This is a genomic window from Pseudomonas sp. GW823-FHT06E10 (assembly GCF_058794995.1).
Window position 1 is genome coordinate 280,746 of record NZ_JBXAHJ010000005.1, and the last position, 15,552, is coordinate 296,297.

Genomic DNA, 15,552 nt, shown 5'->3' on the forward strand with positions numbered 1-15,552 from the left:
AACGATAACGCGGGCTGCCTGAATGAACGCGTTGCCCGGACGTTTTTCGCGAGCAAGCTCGCTCCTACAGGGGCTCTGTCACCCGGATTAGTCACGGTGGATCAAGGTTATCCAGCACCCGATTCACCGCCAGCTCCCCCAGCATGATCGACTGCTGAATCCCCAACAATGTATTGCTCTGCGCTCCGTTCAGACTCCTCGCGAAATCACTCGCCATGACATTGGCTGATGCCAGCGACACGCAGGCGTATTCCAGCAGCGTGTGGTTGTCGATATCGGGGGCAATGAGGAAGATCGTGCCGGGTTGGCGTGGCGCGTCCGGATCGGTGTCCGGTGACTTTGGCGTATTGGTCATGATTCAGCGTCCTGAAAGTGGCGGCCACACCGAATCACGACTGATCAAAAGGGTGGCAGCTGTACGCAGGTTAGTAGACCGGGCAAACCGAAAACCGGCGCGCCCGAAGGCGCCCTGCGCACAGCCACCATCAAAGGCAGGTATGGACATACCTGCCTATCAGGAACGCATATGCGCTTCGGTTTACTACGGGCTACTAAACCCGATCACTGACCATCAGTGACGCGAATCAAGTTAGCGATAGCCCTCAAAGCGCACAAGCCGGCGGATTCTGGAGTAGTTGTAGGCAGCGCCGCAAGGCGCTGTAGCCTGTCCGGGATAGTTCAGAAATGTCCCACAAACAGTGGTAAAGCTTCTGATCCTCTGTAGGAGCGAGCTCGCTCGCGATAGTCGTTAACGATGACGCGTGTTTCCTGGATGCACGCGGCGCTCTTTAGTCCATCGCGAGCAGGCTCGCTTCTACATTGCGAACGACGGCGCAGCCGTCAACGTTCAAACCCGCATTGCGGCAATCTCGGCTACCTGCGCGGAGAGTTTCGGCGCTGGCCGTAACAAGGCAATTTAAAGAAGTATCTACGGGCAATGAATCGCCACAAACAATGCCCCGCAAAGAAATGACACATTCGGAAACCGGAGTACATCATTTCGGAAACGCCCCACAATCAGAATTTTAGTTTCGCGTTAGAGTCATGACCATCTGCGATATCTCGGAACATCCACCACCATGATGACGATCAATACAAGCAATCCGGCGCTGTACATCACGACACTGGTAGTCTCCAGTGTGACGAGCTATTACATAGTATTTTCAAATTACACCGATGGTATCTACCCGACCAACCAGGACTCGATAGCGATTCCACTTGTTGCTACTACCGGGTTACTGGCGATACTTTTACTGTTCTCCCTAAGCCAATACCCCCTGTACAAGCGGCTGAAATCCGGAAAACCACCAAGCTTGATTGCAACTTCATTCGCACTCTTTTCAACGACAATTTCATCCTTGCTGCTTATCGAAAGCACAAATTATTGGTTCAGTCCAAATCACTTCACCCTATCCACGCTGTACTTCATCACGCTCTCGACCTATCTATTCCATCAATTCAAATTGTACAAAAGGCTCGTCTCGCCGATAAAGCAAGGCTCCCAAAGAGGCTAATCCGGTGGATAGAGCATTCATCAGCGTTTTTACGCCAGGGGCTCAACCTTACGCGTCAGCAACTCGACAAACGCCCGCGCCATCGGCGACTTCTGATCCTTGCGCTGCACCAGCCACACCGCCGACACCGCCGCCGGATCCAGCAGCGGTCGATAGACCACGCCATCAATGCGCATCCGCTGATAAGACGCCGGCAGCACCGACACACCAAGCCCCGCCGCCACCAGCCCGATGATGGTCATCGCCTCGCCGGCCTCCTGGGCGAAGTGCGGGCTGAAGCCGGAGTCCCGGGCCAGGCTGAGCAACTGCGCATACAGGCCACTGCCGTAGCTGCGTGGAAAAAACACAAAGGGCTCAAGCGCCAGGGCAGACAGGAACAAGCCCTCCTCGCTGCCCTCGACCAGCGGATGCTTGGAACTGAGCACCGCGACCAGCGGTTCGCGCATCAGCTCGACCACGCTGAGGCAGTCCGGCAGCCCGAGCGGGCGCATGATCCCGACTTCAATCGACTCGTCCACCAGCGCATCGGCCACCTGGGTGCTGCTCATTTCCCGCAGGTTCAGGTGCACCGCCGGGAAGCGCTGGCGGAAAGAGAAAATCGCCTGGGGAATGGTCGAGTTGAAGGGTGCCGACGAGGTGAAGCCGATTTTCAGCTCACCCAACTCGCCCAGTTGCGCCCGTCGCGCGACATCCGCCGCTTTGTCGACCTGCTCCAGCACCAGCCGCGCCTCTTGAAGGAACAGCCGACCGGCCTCGCTCAGCTCGACCCGACGATTGGTACGTTCGAACAACCGGGCGCCGACTTCCTGTTCCAGCGCCTGAATTTGCTGGCTCAGCGGTGGCTGGGAGATACCCAGCACTTGTGCGGCGCGGCCGAAATGCAGTTCTTCGGCGACGGCGATGAAGTAGCGCAGATGACGCAATTCCATGGAAACCCCATTAGGTCGTAAAAGCTATCAAACAGGTCGAACAATATATTGGATTGAATCATTAGCCAGCTATATGCTTTTTTCACTGCCTGACCGGCTGCGCCCTCCGAGGTCCCACGTGAAAACTGCTGTCGCCCCACTCGCCCATGAAGTTTCACCTTCAGCGCCGGACGCTATCGCCGCTGAACTGGCGGAGATCTACATCGAAAAAGGCACCCCGGCGTTCATGCGCACGGTGCTGGCGTTGTTCTGCGGCGGCTTCGCGACTTTCGCCCTGCTCTACTGCGTGCAGCCGATGATGCCGCTGCTGTCCGACGAGTATTCCATCAACGCGGCGCAAAGCAGCCTGATCCTGTCTATCGCCACCGGCATGCTTGCCATCGGCCTGCTGATCACTGGCCCGATTTCCGACCGTATCGGGCGTAAACCGGTGATGGTGGCAGCACTTTTCGCCGCTGCGCTGTGCACCATGGCCAGTGCAATGATGCCGAGCTGGCACGGTGTGCTGCTGATGCGTGCGCTGATCGGATTGTCGTTGAGCGGTCTGGCGGCGGTCGCCATGACCTACCTGAGCGAAGAGATCCACCCACAGCACATCGGCCTCGCCATGGGGTTGTACATCGGTGGCAACGCGATTGGCGGGATGAGCGGACGCTTGATCACCGGGGTATTGATCGACTTCGTCAGCTGGCACACGGCGATGCTGGTGATCGGTGGCCTGGCGCTGATTGCCGCGGCGGTGTTCTGGAAAATCCTCCCCGAATCGCGCAACTTCCGCGCCCGCTCGCTGCACCCGCGCAGCCTGCTCGACGGTTTCACCATGCACTTCCGCGACGCCGGACTGCCGCTGCTGTTTCTAGAAGCCTTTGTGCTGATGGGCGCGTTCGTCACGCTGTTCAACTACATCGGCTACCGCCTGCTGGCCGCGCCGTACCACATGGAACAGGCCTTCGTCGGGTTGCTGTCGGTGGTGTATCTGTCGGGCATCTACAGCTCAGCGAAAATCGGCTCGCTGGCCGACAGACTCGGCCGCCGCAAAGTGCTCTGGAGCACCATCGCGCTGATGATCGGTGGTCTTGCCCTGACGATGTTTACGCCATTGCCGCTGGTGATCATCGGCATGCTGATCTTTACCTTCGGCTTCTTCGGCGCCCACTCGGTGGCCAGCAGCTGGATCGGCCGCCGCGCCACCAGGGCCAAGGGGCAAGCATCGTCCTTGTACCTGTTCAGCTACTACGCCGGGGGAAGCATCGCCGGTACGGTGGGTGGCGTGTTCTGGCACCTGGGCGGCTGGAACGGGATCGGGTTGTTCATCGGCACGCTGCTGGTGATTGCGCTGCTGATCGCGTTGAAGCTGGCGAAGCTGCCGTTGTTGCCGCAGAACACCTCGGCTACTTGAGCACCACCCGCGCCTCGAGGACGTCGTCACGCTTCTCCAGCGTCAGGGTTTGTAGCGCGACGCCATCGCGCTCGATCCCATCGAGCCAATGCATCAAGGGTTGCGCGTTGCCATTGAGGGTCACGCGCAGCAGATCGATTTCACTCTCCATCTGACGGATTTCCAGCCCCGCCGCCGTGGCGCTTTCGCTGATGCGCAGCGATAGCGGTTTTTCGCTGTCGACGGGGACATGGCTGCGCGGTAACGCCCGCTGCAGTTGCACGGCCAGCCCCGCCTGCTGTTGATACTGTCGCTCGACTGTTTCCAGCCGCTGCCGGGTCGGTTGCCAGATCAGGCTGAAAGCCACAACCGCCAACAAAAAAGCCCCCGATACCTGCAGCAGCCGCTGTTCGCGCACGGAAATGCGCCGCCATGCCTGCTTCATGCCTCGTCCTCCACGGTGAGGGTGGCGTGCACCCGGCCAGCGGCTTTGTTCGCGCTGTCGAGCCTCACGGGCATGCCTTGTTGTCGTCCGCGCTCCCGCAACTGCTCCAGCTCGGTAAAGCCGCTGGCGGTCAGCTGGATTTTCCAGCCTTCGCCTGCTCGAAACTCGATGCGCTGGACCTCGACCGGGCTGGCGCCAATCACCTGCTCAATCAACCGGACCAGCCCGGCAATGCGGGTGTTTTGCGATTCGACAGGCTGGCTTTGCAGGGCCTTGAGTTGCGCGGCCATGTCGACGATGCGGCTTTGCTCCGGGTAGAGCGTCTTGAATCGCAGTTCATTCTGGACTGCGAGGCGGCTGGCTTCGCTGTCGAGGAAGCGGATCCGCGTCTCGCTGGCACCCCAGGTCAACAGCGCCAGCATCAACAGCGCCCACCCGCCGGCACGCCAGGGCAGACGCTTGCCCCGTAGGGCGAATGCGCCTTGCAGCAGGTTGATGGCCCGGGTCGGGCGCTGAGTCAGGCATTGGTCGATGACGGCGGGGGACTCACGCTCATCCAGCCATTGCATGTCCTTGGGCAATGACGGAGTGAGCAGCGTCAGGTCGTCTTGCGACATCGCCAGGCGCGCCGACAGGCCTGCACCCAACAACCAGCGACCGAACCACCAGGCGCCGCACGGCTGATCGCCGGACAACAGATCGGCATCGACGAACACCCCGCGCACCTCAATACCCGCTTCGCGCAGCAAGTCGAGCACGGCGGCCAACCGTTCGCGGCCAATGACCATGACCGGGTAGCAGCCTTCACGATCACGAGCGCCAACGCTCAGATGCACAACTTCCAGCGCTTCACTCAGTTGATCTTCCACGGCGTAGGCCATGGCCTGGGCTTCGGGCCTGCGTCGCGAAGGCCATGGCTCGCTGCGAACCCAACTGCACAGTTCCATGGGCAGCAGCACATCGACCGCCTGCCCCTGCAATGCCGAGGCCGCCTGATTCAGTGGCATCGGCTGACGTTGACAGGTTGGCGACCACAGGACGCAGGGCCAGAGGCCGGATGGCGCGTCCTGCCCCTCGGCGGTCAGGTAAAGCCAAGTGTTCATCGCGGTCTCTCGTGGCTACTCATGGGAAGAAAACGTCGTTGCAGCACCGTCAGCTGTCGAGCCTTGGGGTCGTGCCCGACATCCGTGGCCAGGTGCAGTTCGCGCCCGTCCCGGGTCACCTGCACCCTTATCCGATACCAGCGGCTTTGGGTACCAAGTCCGTGATTGCTCAGGCCCTGCCCGGAGAGCAGCGGGTCCTGGGTAAACGCCTGGACGCTCGCCCAGGGCGTGGTTGCCGCCTGATGCGCCAGCGCATCGGCGGTCGCGGCGTCCACCTCGCCGAGTGTTCTCAACAGCAGCGCCGGCGCGGTGTTGATGTTCAAGGCGGTGTCGGTGGGCAGCAGTGCCACCCAGGGCTCCAGCCGCTGCAGCAGGCGAGCGTCAATGCCAGGCAGCAAGCGCAGCTGGCTCAGTTCCTCCAGCGGTCCCACCTGGCTCAGTTGCAGAGGAGGCAGTTCGAGCAGTTCGAGCAGGCGCGCCCAACGGTTGAGGGTGACCTGATCCACCTGCCCCTGGCGTAACAACGCATTGAGATTGAAACGCCCGGCGAGGTCATCGATATCAATTCGGATCTGCGCATCTTCAACGTCGAAACCCGGCGCCATGGCCGTCCAGCCTTGAAACCGCTCGACGGTTTTTTCCGCGTCCTGTAACGCGTCGCGCAACAGCAACAACGCCGAGGTTTCCCCGCCCGATGCGAGCTGCCGCAGCTGTATCTGCAGCAACTGTTGCCCACTGCTTTGCAGCGAAAGGTGATGGCTGCGCAACAAGCCGCCGGTGATCAGCAGCGCCAGGCTCATGACCAGCAATACACTGATCAACGCAATGCCGCGTTGGCGCCCGTTCATGGCAATGCACCCGGCATCGGCAACACCCGACGAATCGATTTGAAGCGCCCGGCCGAGATTTGCACCTCCAGCGCCATGAGCGCCTTCGTATCCTGCCCGGCCGACCAATGAACGACCCAGCCGGACTGGCTGTCGAACAGACGCCAGCGCAACTCACGAACACCTTCGAGCAGTCTTTGCCGTTGCACGAACTCCGTACCTTCGCCCTGGCTTTCGCGCCACAGCACGCTGCCTTCGAGTCGATAGGTCAGTATCTGGCGCTCACTGCGCGGTTGGTCCAGAGGATTGCGCCAGTGACTGCGCTGGAACTGAAAAAGCGGCGGTGCGAGCACCATCGGCTGCGCAGTGACGTGCAGCAGATCCCGCTCGATCACCGCCATCGCGCGTTGCAGGTTCCTCAGCTCTCGCTCGTGGGCCGCCGTGCCCTGTTGCACTCGCAGCACGCTATCGAACAAGCCCCAACTGGCCAGCCCCAGCACGGCGAAGATGGCCATGGCGATGACCAGCTCCAGCAAGGTGAACCCACGCTGCCTACTCATGGCTCGCGGGTATCCAACCGCTGGCACGATACAACGCGTGCGCACTGTTCGCCGGGCTGACCTGAATGTCGACCTGGAGTAAACGCAGATTGCGGGTGGCGCTGATGTGCTGTTGCAGCACCCAGTCGCGCTGATCCATGGACACGACCTGTTGTTGCTGGCCGGCCGCCAGGCCGGATTGCAGGCGCAGCTCGTTCAACCGGTTATCCGCCAGCCACGCCGCGAACAGCCGTGTCTCGACGGCGTTGCGCTGCTTCACCGCATATTGACTGGCCGACAGCACGGCTGCCGCCAGTGTCGCGAAGACCGCCAGGGCCACCATGATTTCCAGCAGCGTGAAGCCGCCCATGGACGACAAGGATGACCGGCTAGCCATCGATCGCCACCTCGCCGATGCCATCGCCGGACAGGCTCAACCAGGTCCTGTTGCCGGACTCGAATGTCAGCGTGAAGGCACTGGTTTCATCGTTGCTGAGCAACAGCAACTGCGGCGGGCCTTCTTCGGCGTCCAGCCCTACCGCATAGCCGTCCTGCTGCAAACGTACCCGCACGCTCAGAGGCCAGTCAGTCAGTTCCTTCACCGGCTCCCACCCACGAACTCCCAGATGCATCAGCCGGTAGCCACGGGCACTCAGCCGCAGGCCATATTCCCGGCCTTCGAACACCGCACGCTCACGCAACTGATGAATCACCTGAACCATCGCCTCGGCTTCCTGCCTGACCTCGCGCGCGGGACTGCCCCCACCGACAAAGCTCACCATGCCCAGCAAGACGCCAACCACGACAATCACGATCATCAGCTCCAATAACGTAAACCCCCGACAGCGGTAGCCCACGGATCAATGGCCCCAATTGCCGATTTCGGCGGCAAACCCTTCACCGCCCGCTACGCCATCGGCGCCCAGGGAATACAGGTCGTAAGTGCCGTCTACCGACCGCACACCCGGGTTGAGGTACTGATAAGGCGTGTTCCACGGGTCGACCGGCATGCTCTTGAGGTAGCCCTGAGGGTTCCAGCCACGCGCCACGGGCAGTCCGGAGGGACGCTTGACCAGCGCTTCCAGGCCTTGCTGGGTCGATGGGTAATGGGCGTTGTCGAGGCGATACATTTCCAGGGCTGTGGCGATGGCCTGGATATCGATTCTGGCGGCAGTGACCTTGGCTTGATCGGGGCGGCTCATGAACTGTGGCACCACGATAGCCCCCAGCACGCCGATGATGACTACCACCACCATGATTTCGATCAGGGTAAAACCGCGTTGCGCGCGGGAAAGGTTTTTGCGGACAGGTTGCATGGATCAATTCACCAATTGGTTGAGGCTGAGAATCGGGAGCAGGATGGCCATGACGATCAGCAGCACGACGCCGCCCATCAACACCAGCATGGCCGGCTCGAAGAGGCCCACCACCAGCGCAATGCGCGCGGCGAGGCTGTTTTCCTGTTGTTCGGCGGCCCGGGCCAGCATGCGGTCGAGTTCGCCGGCACGTTCGCCGCTGGCGATCATGTGCAGCATCATCGGCGGGATGTCACCGCTCAGCTCCAGGCCACGGGTCAGCGTTGCGCCTTCGCGGACCGAGCGGGCGACATCGACCATCCGCGCGCGGATGGTCAAGTTGCCGATGACCGCGGCAGCAATTTCCAGGGCATCCACCAACGGCACGGCACTTTTGCCGAGGATTGCCAGGGTGCTGGCAAACCGTGCCGCTTCCATGGCACGCAGCACTTCACCGAGGACTGGCGCATTCAGCACCCAACGATGCCAGCGCAGGCGCCACTGCGGCTGCTGCCAGCTCCAGCGCCACAGGCCGAACAGCGTCGCCAGCACGCTCATCAACAACAGGAAATGGTTGCGCAGGCCGTTGCTCACGCCAATCAGCGCCCGGGTCAGCCAGGGCAACGGCTGACCGCTGTCGACGAAGATCTTCACCACATCCGGTACCACATAACCAAGCAGAAAACCGACGATTGCCAAGCTGGCCAACATCAGGATCAACGGGTACACCAGGGCCATCTGGATCTTTTGCCGCGAGGCCTGGCGGGCCTGGGTGTAGGCCGCCAGTTGCTCCAGCACATGGCCCAGATGCCCCGAGCGTTCCCCGGCGGCCACGGTGGCGCGAAACAACTCGGGGAAGGCCCTGGGAAACTGCCCCAATGCCGAGGCCAGTGCGTGGCCTTCCATCACCCGGCTCCTGACCGCCCAGAGCAAGCTCGCAACCTTGCGCTTCGAGCTCTGCTTCGCCACCGCATCGAGCGCTTCCTCCAGGGGCAGTCCGGCCTGAACCAGCGTTGACAGTTGCAACGTCAACAACGCCAGATCAGCAGCACTCAGGCGTCCACCTCGCGACTGCTGACCCGCACCGCCGCCCCTGACCTCGGTCAAGACACGCGGCCACAAACCACGTTCACGCAACAACTGTCGCCCATGGCGGGGCCCATCGGCCTCCAGCCGTCCCTTGCAGGATCGTCCCTGGGCGTCGCGGGCGCGGTAGTCGAAGGTCGGCACCGGTCAGTTCTCCTGGGTCACACGCAGCAACTCATCGAGACTGGTCAACCCTTCCAGCACCCGCTGGCGCCCGTCCTGGAACAGGCTGCGCGAGACCTTGCGCGTTTCGTCGACGAGGATTTGCTCGCTGGCGCCCTGATGGATCAACGCCGAGACGGCGGGTGTGACGCTGATCAGTTCATAAATCCCGATGCGTCCGCGATAGCCGTGCTGGCACTGTTCACAGCCCGAGGCCTTGAACAGGGTGTGCGGCGTGCTCGTGTCGAGCCCAAGACGCTGGCAGGCCGCCGCATCGGCGAGGTACGAAACCTTGCAATGGGGGCACAAGGTGCGCAACAGACGCTGGGCCAGAACGCCCACCAGCGAGGACGCCAGCAGATAGGCATCGACGCCCATGTCTACCAGTCGCGTGACTGCGCCGGCCGCGCTGTTGGTGTGCAAGGTCGAGAGCACCAGATGCCCGGTCAAGGACGCCTGGACAGCGATTTCGGCGGTTTCGCGGTCACGGATTTCGCCAACCATCACCACGTCCGGGTCCTGGCGCAAAATCGCCCGCAGGCCCCGGGCGAAGGTCATGTCGACCTTCGGATTGACCGGCATCTGGCCGACACCCGGCAGGTGGTATTCGATCGGGTCTTCGACCGTGAGGATGTTGCGGGTCTGGTCGTTCAGGCTGCTCAGGGCGGCGTACAGGCTGGTGGTCTTGCCGGAACCGGTCGGCCCGGTCACCAGCACAATACCGTGGGGCTTGCCCAACAGATGGCGCAGGGCCGCGAGGATATCGTCCGGCATGCCCAGCCGGTGCAGGTCCAGGCGCCCGGCCTGCTTGTCGAGCAAACGCAGCACCACCCGTTCACCGTGGGCCGAAGGCAGCGTCGAGACCCGCACATCGACTTCATGCCCGGCCAGGCGCAAGGCCATTCGCCCATCCTGGGGTACGCGTTTTTCCGCGATGTCCAGGCGCGCCATGACCTTGATCCGCGACACCAGCAGTGTCGCCAGTTCGCGCTTGGGCCTGAGCATTTCACGCAGTTGGCCATCCACCCGCATACGCACCGACAGGTACTGTTCGAAGGTCTCCAGGTGCACATCCGAGGCATGCTCACGCACCGCTTCACCGAGCAACGCGTTGATCAGGCGAATGATCGGCGCGTCGCCCTGTTGCTCCAGCAGGTCGGCGGTTTGCGGGACCTGATCGACCAGGCTGAGCAAGTCCAGTTCTTCGTCCAGCCCTTGGGCAACTTGCTCCACCGCACTGCGCCCCTCGCGATAGGCCGCCGCCAGGCGCGAGGCGTACTCATCGGCCCCGACGATTTGAAACGGCAACGCCCGTCCGCACACCCGGCGCGCTTCCGCCAATGCAGTGAGCGGCGCATCACTACGCAGGGCAAGGCGCAGGTCGTCGCCGTCATGCTCCAGCAACACACCAAAACGCCGGGCGAAGCCGAAGGGCAATTGCTCGCAGAGTTCGCTCATGGATTCACTGCGCCTTGCCGCGCAAATCGAACATTGGCGCGTCGGTGGCCGGTTCGAACAACCCGCGCGCCTCGGATGGCAGCAACAACGAGTTGTTTTCCCCCGCCCCTGATTTGCTCAAGTCACGCAGCGCGTTGTAACGCTGCTGGCTGACCTGGGACAGGTCTTCCTTGCTGCGCACGATGGTCGGGCGCAAGAACACCATCAGGTTGCTTTTGGTCTGGGTGTCACGATTCCAGCGGAAGATAGCGCCGAGGTAGGGAATGTCCCTCAACAGCGGCACGCCGCTTTTCTGGGTACGCACGCTGTCCCTGATCAGGCCGCCGATCACGATGATTTCGCCATCGTCGGCGAGGATGGTGCTCTTGAGCGCTCGCTTGTTGGTGATCAGGTCCGAGGAATCAATGCCCGACACCGAAGGCGCGATGTCCGACACTTCCTGCTCGACCTCCAGGCGTAACGTCGAGCCTTCGTTGATGTAAGGCTTGATCTTCAGGCTGATGCCGACGTCCTTGCGCTCGACGGTGGTGAACGGATTCTCCGCGCCGTTGCTGTTGGTGGCATAGGAGCCGGTCTTGAACGGCACGTTCTGGCCGACGATGATTTCGGCTTCCTGATTGTCCAGGGTCAACAGGCTTGGCGTGGACAGCAGGTTGCTGTGGGTGTTGCTGGCCAGGGCCGAAACCAGCGCACCGAAGCGGTCGCCGCCCAGTTGCAGGATCGCCCCTTCCGGCGCCGATCTTTTCTCGTCGAACTTCAGCCCGCCGATGATCGGAATGTCGGTGCCGGGAAAGTTGATGAAGCCCTTGGCGTCACCCGTGTTGAGGTTCCACTGCACACCGACGGCCTCGGCGATGTCGCCGGAGATTTCGACGATGGCGGCATGGATCAACACCTGGGCCCGTGGCTGGTCCAGCTGACGCACGATGTTTTCGATGGTCCGCACCTGCGCGGGTTCGGCGATCAGCACCAGCGCGTTCTGGCTTTCGTCGGCCTTGATCATGAAGGCTGCACCGCCAGACGTGTCCTTGGCGCTGCCGACGGCGGAAGTCTGCTTTCTGCCCTGCCCCATCGACTCCAGAATCTCGGCCAACTGCTTGGCATCGCTGTGACGCAGGCGAATCACCCGGGCATTGTCGAGGGTCGTGGTGGCCGGCGTATCGAGACCTCGGGCCAGCTCGATCAGCCGCTGGCGGACGACCGGCGGGCCAATGAAAATCAGGCGGTTGGTCCTGGTGTCGGCCAGAACCTGTATGGCTGACTCGGCATTGCGCTTGCCCATGGAGGCCTCGATCACCGGCGCGACATCGCCCGCCTGGGCATGCTTGAGCTGGACCACCGCGTGCAGGTTGTTCTGACCGGAATCCAGTTCGCGGATCACCCGGGCGATGCGCTTAACATTGGCGGCCGTATCGGTCAGCACCAACGCGTTGGCCGACACCGAGGGGCCGACATAGCCATTGGCAGAGACCAATGGCCGCACCAACCCGGCAATATCGGTGGCGCTACCGGTGTTCAAGCCGATGACTTCGGTTACGAACTGCGACGCCGTGGTGGTTTTTATCGTGCCCTGGCCGGCCCGTGTCCTGGCCTCGGCAACCGGGGTGATGAGAATCCGGTCGCCCTCATCGATCACTGTGAAGTTATGGGCATCGAGCACCGAATAGAACAACCGGCGCACCCCTTCACGATCGAGGGCCTGCCGGGACATGACGGTGATTCGACCGGAGACTTTGGGGTCCAGTACCACGGTGGTCCCCAGAATGTTGGAGATCTCTTCGACGATGTCGCGCAGCTCTGCGTTGTTCATCGCCAGTTGCCATTTTTCTTCCTCGGCCTGAAGTGTGCCTTGGGAAAGCGTTAGCGCCATGGCGACGAAAAAAAGCACCGGCCGCAGTGCTTGTGCACCGAGAAAGCTATTCATGAAGTTGATCACTCTGTCGGCCCGGCAAGCGGGCTAAAAAAACGCGGAGAAACGTTCGGCACTTGCGGCTTGCCGTGGGGGGCGAGCCGTTGCAGGAAACCCGTGACGGGAGGCTGGAGCGTCAACAATTCCTCTCGGCCCTTGCTCCACAACACCGCGTGATCTGGCTCAACGCGACGCAAGATGCTGCCACCGGGCAGGCGCTCGCCGACCTGGTAGATGCGCGCGCCTTGCGAGTCTGCCAGCAACACCCGGGACAAGCCGTGAGTGACGACGAAGCTTGCCTTCAAGGTCAGCGGTTCCGCGCTCGGCAGCAATTCGGCACCCGTCGTCAGACCGAGCACCGTTGCAACCGCCGTTGCGTCGAGCGCTTGACGGGGTACGGGAGCGGTTCGCGAGGTTTCGACCGGTGCTGGCAGCACCAACTGTTCGCGATAGCGCCACTCCTGCCAGCCCAGGAACGCCCCATAGGCCAGCGGTACAACCAGCAGGCTCGCCTTGCTCAAAAGCAAGGCAAGTCCGGTCAAGCGTGAGCGCGAAAACATCACCATGGCCTCACTCAAGTCGCCCGGACCCAGGCTTGCCACACAGGCGCAAAGACATCCGTTGCAGCACCCGGTGGTTGCAGGCCTCATGCACGATGACGGCGCCGATGTGCGCGACCAGCAGCAGCGACAGCACCACACATACCCACGTGTGAACCGTGACGAACAGAGCGATCAGTTGTGGATCGCTTAACGGCTGACCGATCTCGATCACCCCGAATACATCGATCGGGCGATCCATCATCAACACGCCGGTCACCAGAACGGCACCGACGAAGAGGTAAATCAATGCGTGGGCAAACAATGCGAGCACTTCGACAAGCGACAACGACTTCATGCCCGAAAAACGGGTATGAGTGAAAAACAGAAACAGGCGCCACAGGTAAAACGGTATGAACACTGTCGTCAGCGAAACATTGAAGAACGCAACCGACTCCTTGATGTGCGCTGACACCTCGAAACCGGCCACAAGAAAACCAGACAGCAAGGTCCACAGGATCACCGCGGCAGACAACCAATGCAGCAGCACGCGCTGTCTGGAATAACCCGAAACAGTCATTTTCAACTCGATCAACGTCAGAAGAATAAAGCTTCAGGCGATCGGCTACCGATCGCCTGAAGTGCTACAAGGGGGACTTACAACTTGTTCCACGCCATGTGCCAGTGAGCACCGACACCTGGTTCAAAACCGTTGGCTGTGGGGCTGTACTGCTTGCAGTAACCCGACTCGGGGAATGGCTTGCACTCAAAGACTTCGTTGGTCTTCGGTTGCAGAACTTTGGTACCGGCGGTGTAGTCGCCGAGGCCTTCAGGGAACACGAAATCGTATTCGACGCCGGCGCCTTCGCCAGTCAGTTGGGTGGTCTGGGTGTCCTGACGGGTGGTGCGGCCATCCAGGGTGGTGCCGACCAGGGTCAGGGTGTGCGCACCCGGGTTGCTGCGTACATCCATGGACAGCCAGGTGGAGCCACTGGCCACTTGTGCCGACGTGGTGCCTACCGGTTTGTTGTTCTGGTCGAGCAAGGTCGCTTCGACGTTCATCGGACGGTTCGAGATCATGCTGAACTCGACCTTGGCCCGGCCTTTATCCAGAACGTATTCGGCTTGCTGCGAGGCCACCGACATGCGCGCTGCGGTGTCTTCCTTCATGTCCAGTTGCACTTCGTAGCGGGTTACACCGCTTTCTTTTTGTGCGTACAGCGTGTTGTTGCCCCGGATCGGCTCGATGTTGCCGTTTTCATCACGAATACCGGCGCGGATGAGCTTGTGGGTCGCGTTGATTTTTTCCGCCAGCTTGAAGGACCAGTCTTGCGGCGAGCCTTCCTCAGCGTTGTCGATGCTGATTTCGACGCTGTAATCCGGGTTCTCGCCATTGGCGGAGAATGCGCGGGCCTTGACCTTGTCGCCGACCAGCAGCTCGGTCGCGGCGGAAATACTGCCTACGGAAGACCAGCCACCCGGTAGCGCCGGTTCAGCGAGAATGTTCACGTCGGCGGCGTTATAAAACGCTGCATCGGTATCACCGACGGTCCAGATCGCCAGGATGACATGCTGGCCGGATTTATCTGCCGGGATAGTGCAGTTGTGCTTGTCGCTGTTAGACGGCATTTTATTGCCGCCATCGACGGTGCAGAACGGGGTACTTTCGAAGGTGGCGCGCTTGAGCGATTCGTTCGGATTCCAGCCGTTGCGGCTGATGAAGTACTCGTGTTTGGTGGCCGGATGAACTGCCTTGTAATGCCATTGGAAATCAATGTTGCGGTCCTTGATTTCCGTCAGGTGCCAACGGGTGGCGGACTGCGCATCCATGGCAGAGAACAGCGAGTGACCACCGCTGGCGATCTTGCCATCGACCGGTCCCTGCAAGGGAGCACCGCCGACGCCGGCCGGAAAGCCCTTGAAGGTTTCACCAACACTCTGCGGCTCGTACTGGGCGCCACCGCAGTTGGTGTTCAAGCCTTTCTGGCAAGCCAGCGCGCGCGAAGGCGGCACTTCCAGATAGCCATGGGCGGAAACGGTTTGAGAGGCCAGCATTGCCGATAACAGGATCATCGATGAAGTGCAGGCGGTTAATGCACTTCTCTTTTCAAACTTGATTTTCATGATGTATTCCAGACTGCTTATCGAAAACAGGGCGCCTTGTGGGCGCCCCTGTTCGCTTCGTGATTGTTCGGCGATACGCCGGACAAGGGCCTGGAACCTTACGGGGATGGAAGAAAATTCTATGTAGGAGTAATCGCCGCACGAGGCAGGAACAGTCTCTCCATTCCTCGATCCGACAAAGAAAGAAAACATTCTTACAACAAGTGATGCTTTATCGATTGAGCTTTTGAACGGCACAAAAAAA

16 protein-coding genes are annotated in these 15,552 nt (G+C 61.1%); 1 reads left to right on the plus strand and 15 read right to left on the minus strand.

Annotated features, from left to right (window positions below):
• Positions 1-91: 91 nt before the first annotated feature.
• Positions 92-355 carry a DUF6124 family protein gene (locus AC1Q6Y_RS10915; RefSeq protein ID WP_223501834.1) on the minus strand — a complete coding sequence of 88 codons (264 nt, stop codon included), beginning with the start codon at positions 353-355 and terminating at the stop codon, positions 92-94.
• Between the two features lie 1,188 nt (positions 356-1,543).
• The gene (locus tag AC1Q6Y_RS10920) at positions 1,544-2,443 is read right to left on the minus strand and encodes a LysR family transcriptional regulator (protein WP_492624548.1); all 900 of its coding nucleotides are present in this window, start codon (positions 2,441-2,443) and stop codon (positions 1,544-1,546) included.
• 118 nt (positions 2,444-2,561) lie between these two features.
• On the opposite strand from AC1Q6Y_RS10920, the gene AC1Q6Y_RS10925 reads away from it, so the two are divergent.
• Positions 2,562-3,842, plus strand: coding sequence for an MFS transporter (locus AC1Q6Y_RS10925; protein WP_150811946.1), 1,281 nt, complete (start codon positions 2,562-2,564; stop codon positions 3,840-3,842).
• On the opposite strand, the gene AC1Q6Y_RS10930 is transcribed toward AC1Q6Y_RS10925, so the two are convergent.
• The 13 genes from AC1Q6Y_RS10930 to gbpA all read right to left on the minus strand — a co-directional run bounded on the left by AC1Q6Y_RS10930 (position 3,835) and on the right by gbpA (position 15,308).
• Positions 3,835-4,266 (minus strand): type II secretion system protein M, encoded by a 432-nt coding sequence (locus tag AC1Q6Y_RS10930; RefSeq protein ID WP_492624549.1) that lies wholly within the window; start codon positions 4,264-4,266, stop codon positions 3,835-3,837. The genes AC1Q6Y_RS10925 and AC1Q6Y_RS10930 overlap by 8 nt on opposite strands.
• Positions 4,263-5,369: a type II secretion system protein GspL gene (gene gspL, locus AC1Q6Y_RS10935; protein WP_492624550.1), complete on the minus strand. Its 1,107-nt coding sequence runs from the start codon at positions 5,367-5,369 to the stop codon at positions 4,263-4,265. Before gspL ends, AC1Q6Y_RS10930 begins: the two co-directional genes overlap by 4 nt.
• Entirely contained in the window at positions 5,366-6,217 is an 852-nt protein-coding gene (locus AC1Q6Y_RS10940) for a type II secretion system protein GspK (RefSeq protein ID WP_492624551.1), read from the minus strand. The genes gspL and AC1Q6Y_RS10940 overlap by 4 nt, the downstream gene beginning before the upstream one ends.
• Complete coding sequence (locus AC1Q6Y_RS10945; RefSeq protein WP_492624552.1) at positions 6,214-6,756, minus strand: type II secretion system protein GspJ; 543 nt, start codon at positions 6,754-6,756, stop codon at positions 6,214-6,216. Before AC1Q6Y_RS10945 ends, AC1Q6Y_RS10940 begins: the two co-directional genes overlap by 4 nt.
• Positions 6,749-7,132, minus strand: coding sequence for a type II secretion system minor pseudopilin GspI (gene gspI / locus AC1Q6Y_RS10950; RefSeq protein WP_090452700.1), 384 nt, complete (start codon positions 7,130-7,132; stop codon positions 6,749-6,751). The genes AC1Q6Y_RS10945 and gspI overlap by 8 nt, the downstream gene beginning before the upstream one ends.
• Positions 7,125-7,592: a type II secretion system minor pseudopilin GspH gene (gspH, locus tag AC1Q6Y_RS10955; protein ID WP_340312405.1), complete on the minus strand. Its 468-nt coding sequence runs from the start codon at positions 7,590-7,592 to the stop codon at positions 7,125-7,127. The genes gspI and gspH overlap by 8 nt, the downstream gene beginning before the upstream one ends.
• A gap of 3 nt (positions 7,593-7,595) precedes the next feature.
• Complete coding sequence (gspG, locus tag AC1Q6Y_RS10960; RefSeq protein ID WP_057712339.1) at positions 7,596-8,051, minus strand: type II secretion system major pseudopilin GspG; 456 nt, start codon at positions 8,049-8,051, stop codon at positions 7,596-7,598.
• 3 nt (positions 8,052-8,054) lie between these two features.
• On the minus strand, positions 8,055-9,260 hold the full coding sequence (gene gspF / locus AC1Q6Y_RS10965; protein ID WP_150811953.1) for a type II secretion system inner membrane protein GspF: 1,206 nt from the start codon (positions 9,258-9,260) through the stop codon (positions 8,055-8,057).
• Positions 9,261-9,263: 3 nt separating this feature from the next.
• Positions 9,264-10,736 (minus strand): type II secretion system ATPase GspE, encoded by a 1,473-nt coding sequence (gspE, locus tag AC1Q6Y_RS10970; RefSeq protein ID WP_492587309.1) that lies wholly within the window; start codon positions 10,734-10,736, stop codon positions 9,264-9,266.
• A gap of 4 nt (positions 10,737-10,740) precedes the next feature.
• The gene (gene gspD, locus AC1Q6Y_RS10975; RefSeq protein ID WP_492624553.1) at positions 10,741-12,660 is read right to left on the minus strand and encodes a type II secretion system secretin GspD; all 1,920 of its coding nucleotides are present in this window, start codon (positions 12,658-12,660) and stop codon (positions 10,741-10,743) included.
• Positions 12,661-12,668: 8 nt separating this feature from the next.
• The gene (locus AC1Q6Y_RS10980; protein WP_492624554.1) at positions 12,669-13,211 is read right to left on the minus strand and encodes a hypothetical protein; all 543 of its coding nucleotides are present in this window, start codon (positions 13,209-13,211) and stop codon (positions 12,669-12,671) included.
• A 4-nt stretch (positions 13,212-13,215) separates the two neighbouring features.
• Positions 13,216-13,764 carry a cytochrome b gene (locus AC1Q6Y_RS10985; protein ID WP_057712344.1) on the minus strand — a complete coding sequence of 183 codons (549 nt, stop codon included), beginning with the start codon at positions 13,762-13,764 and terminating at the stop codon, positions 13,216-13,218.
• Positions 13,765-13,841: 77 nt separating this feature from the next.
• Positions 13,842-15,308, minus strand: a complete 1,467-nt coding sequence (gene gbpA, locus AC1Q6Y_RS10990) for an N-acetylglucosamine-binding protein GbpA (protein ID WP_057712345.1) — start codon at positions 15,306-15,308, stop codon at positions 13,842-13,844.
• Positions 15,309-15,552: the final 244 nt, after the last annotated feature.

Excerpts from the sequence above, each read along its gene's own strand:
- AC1Q6Y_RS10985 (WP_057712344.1), bottom strand. The coding sequence starts at position 13,764 with ATGACTGTTTCGGGTTATTCCAGACAGCGCGTGCTGCTGCATTGGTTG.
- gspD (WP_492624553.1), bottom strand. The coding sequence starts at position 12,660 with ATGAATAGCTTTCTCGGTGCACAAGCACTGCGGCCGGTGCTTTTTTTC.
- AC1Q6Y_RS10940 (WP_492624551.1), bottom strand. The coding sequence starts at position 6,217 with ATGAACGGGCGCCAACGCGGCATTGCGTTGATCAGTGTATTGCTGGTC.
- AC1Q6Y_RS10915 (WP_223501834.1), bottom strand. The coding sequence starts at position 355 with ATGACCAATACGCCAAAGTCACCGGACACCGATCCGGACGCGCCACGC.
- AC1Q6Y_RS10930 (WP_492624549.1), bottom strand. The coding sequence starts at position 4,266 with ATGAAGCAGGCATGGCGGCGCATTTCCGTGCGCGAACAGCGGCTGCTG.
- gspL (WP_492624550.1), bottom strand. The coding sequence starts at position 5,369 with ATGAACACTTGGCTTTACCTGACCGCCGAGGGGCAGGACGCGCCATCC.
- gspE (WP_492587309.1), bottom strand. The coding sequence starts at position 10,736 with ATGAGCGAACTCTGCGAGCAATTGCCCTTCGGCTTCGCCCGGCGTTTT.
- AC1Q6Y_RS10945 (WP_492624552.1), bottom strand. The coding sequence starts at position 6,756 with ATGAGTAGGCAGCGTGGGTTCACCTTGCTGGAGCTGGTCATCGCCATG.
- AC1Q6Y_RS10980 (WP_492624554.1), bottom strand. The coding sequence starts at position 13,211 with ATGGTGATGTTTTCGCGCTCACGCTTGACCGGACTTGCCTTGCTTTTG.
- gspG (WP_057712339.1), bottom strand. The coding sequence starts at position 8,051 with ATGCAACCTGTCCGCAAAAACCTTTCCCGCGCGCAACGCGGTTTTACC.
- AC1Q6Y_RS10920 (WP_492624548.1), bottom strand. The coding sequence starts at position 2,443 with ATGGAATTGCGTCATCTGCGCTACTTCATCGCCGTCGCCGAAGAACTG.
- gspI (WP_090452700.1), bottom strand. The coding sequence starts at position 7,132 with ATGGCTAGCCGGTCATCCTTGTCGTCCATGGGCGGCTTCACGCTGCTG.
- gbpA (WP_057712345.1), bottom strand. The coding sequence starts at position 15,308 with ATGAAAATCAAGTTTGAAAAGAGAAGTGCATTAACCGCCTGCACTTCA.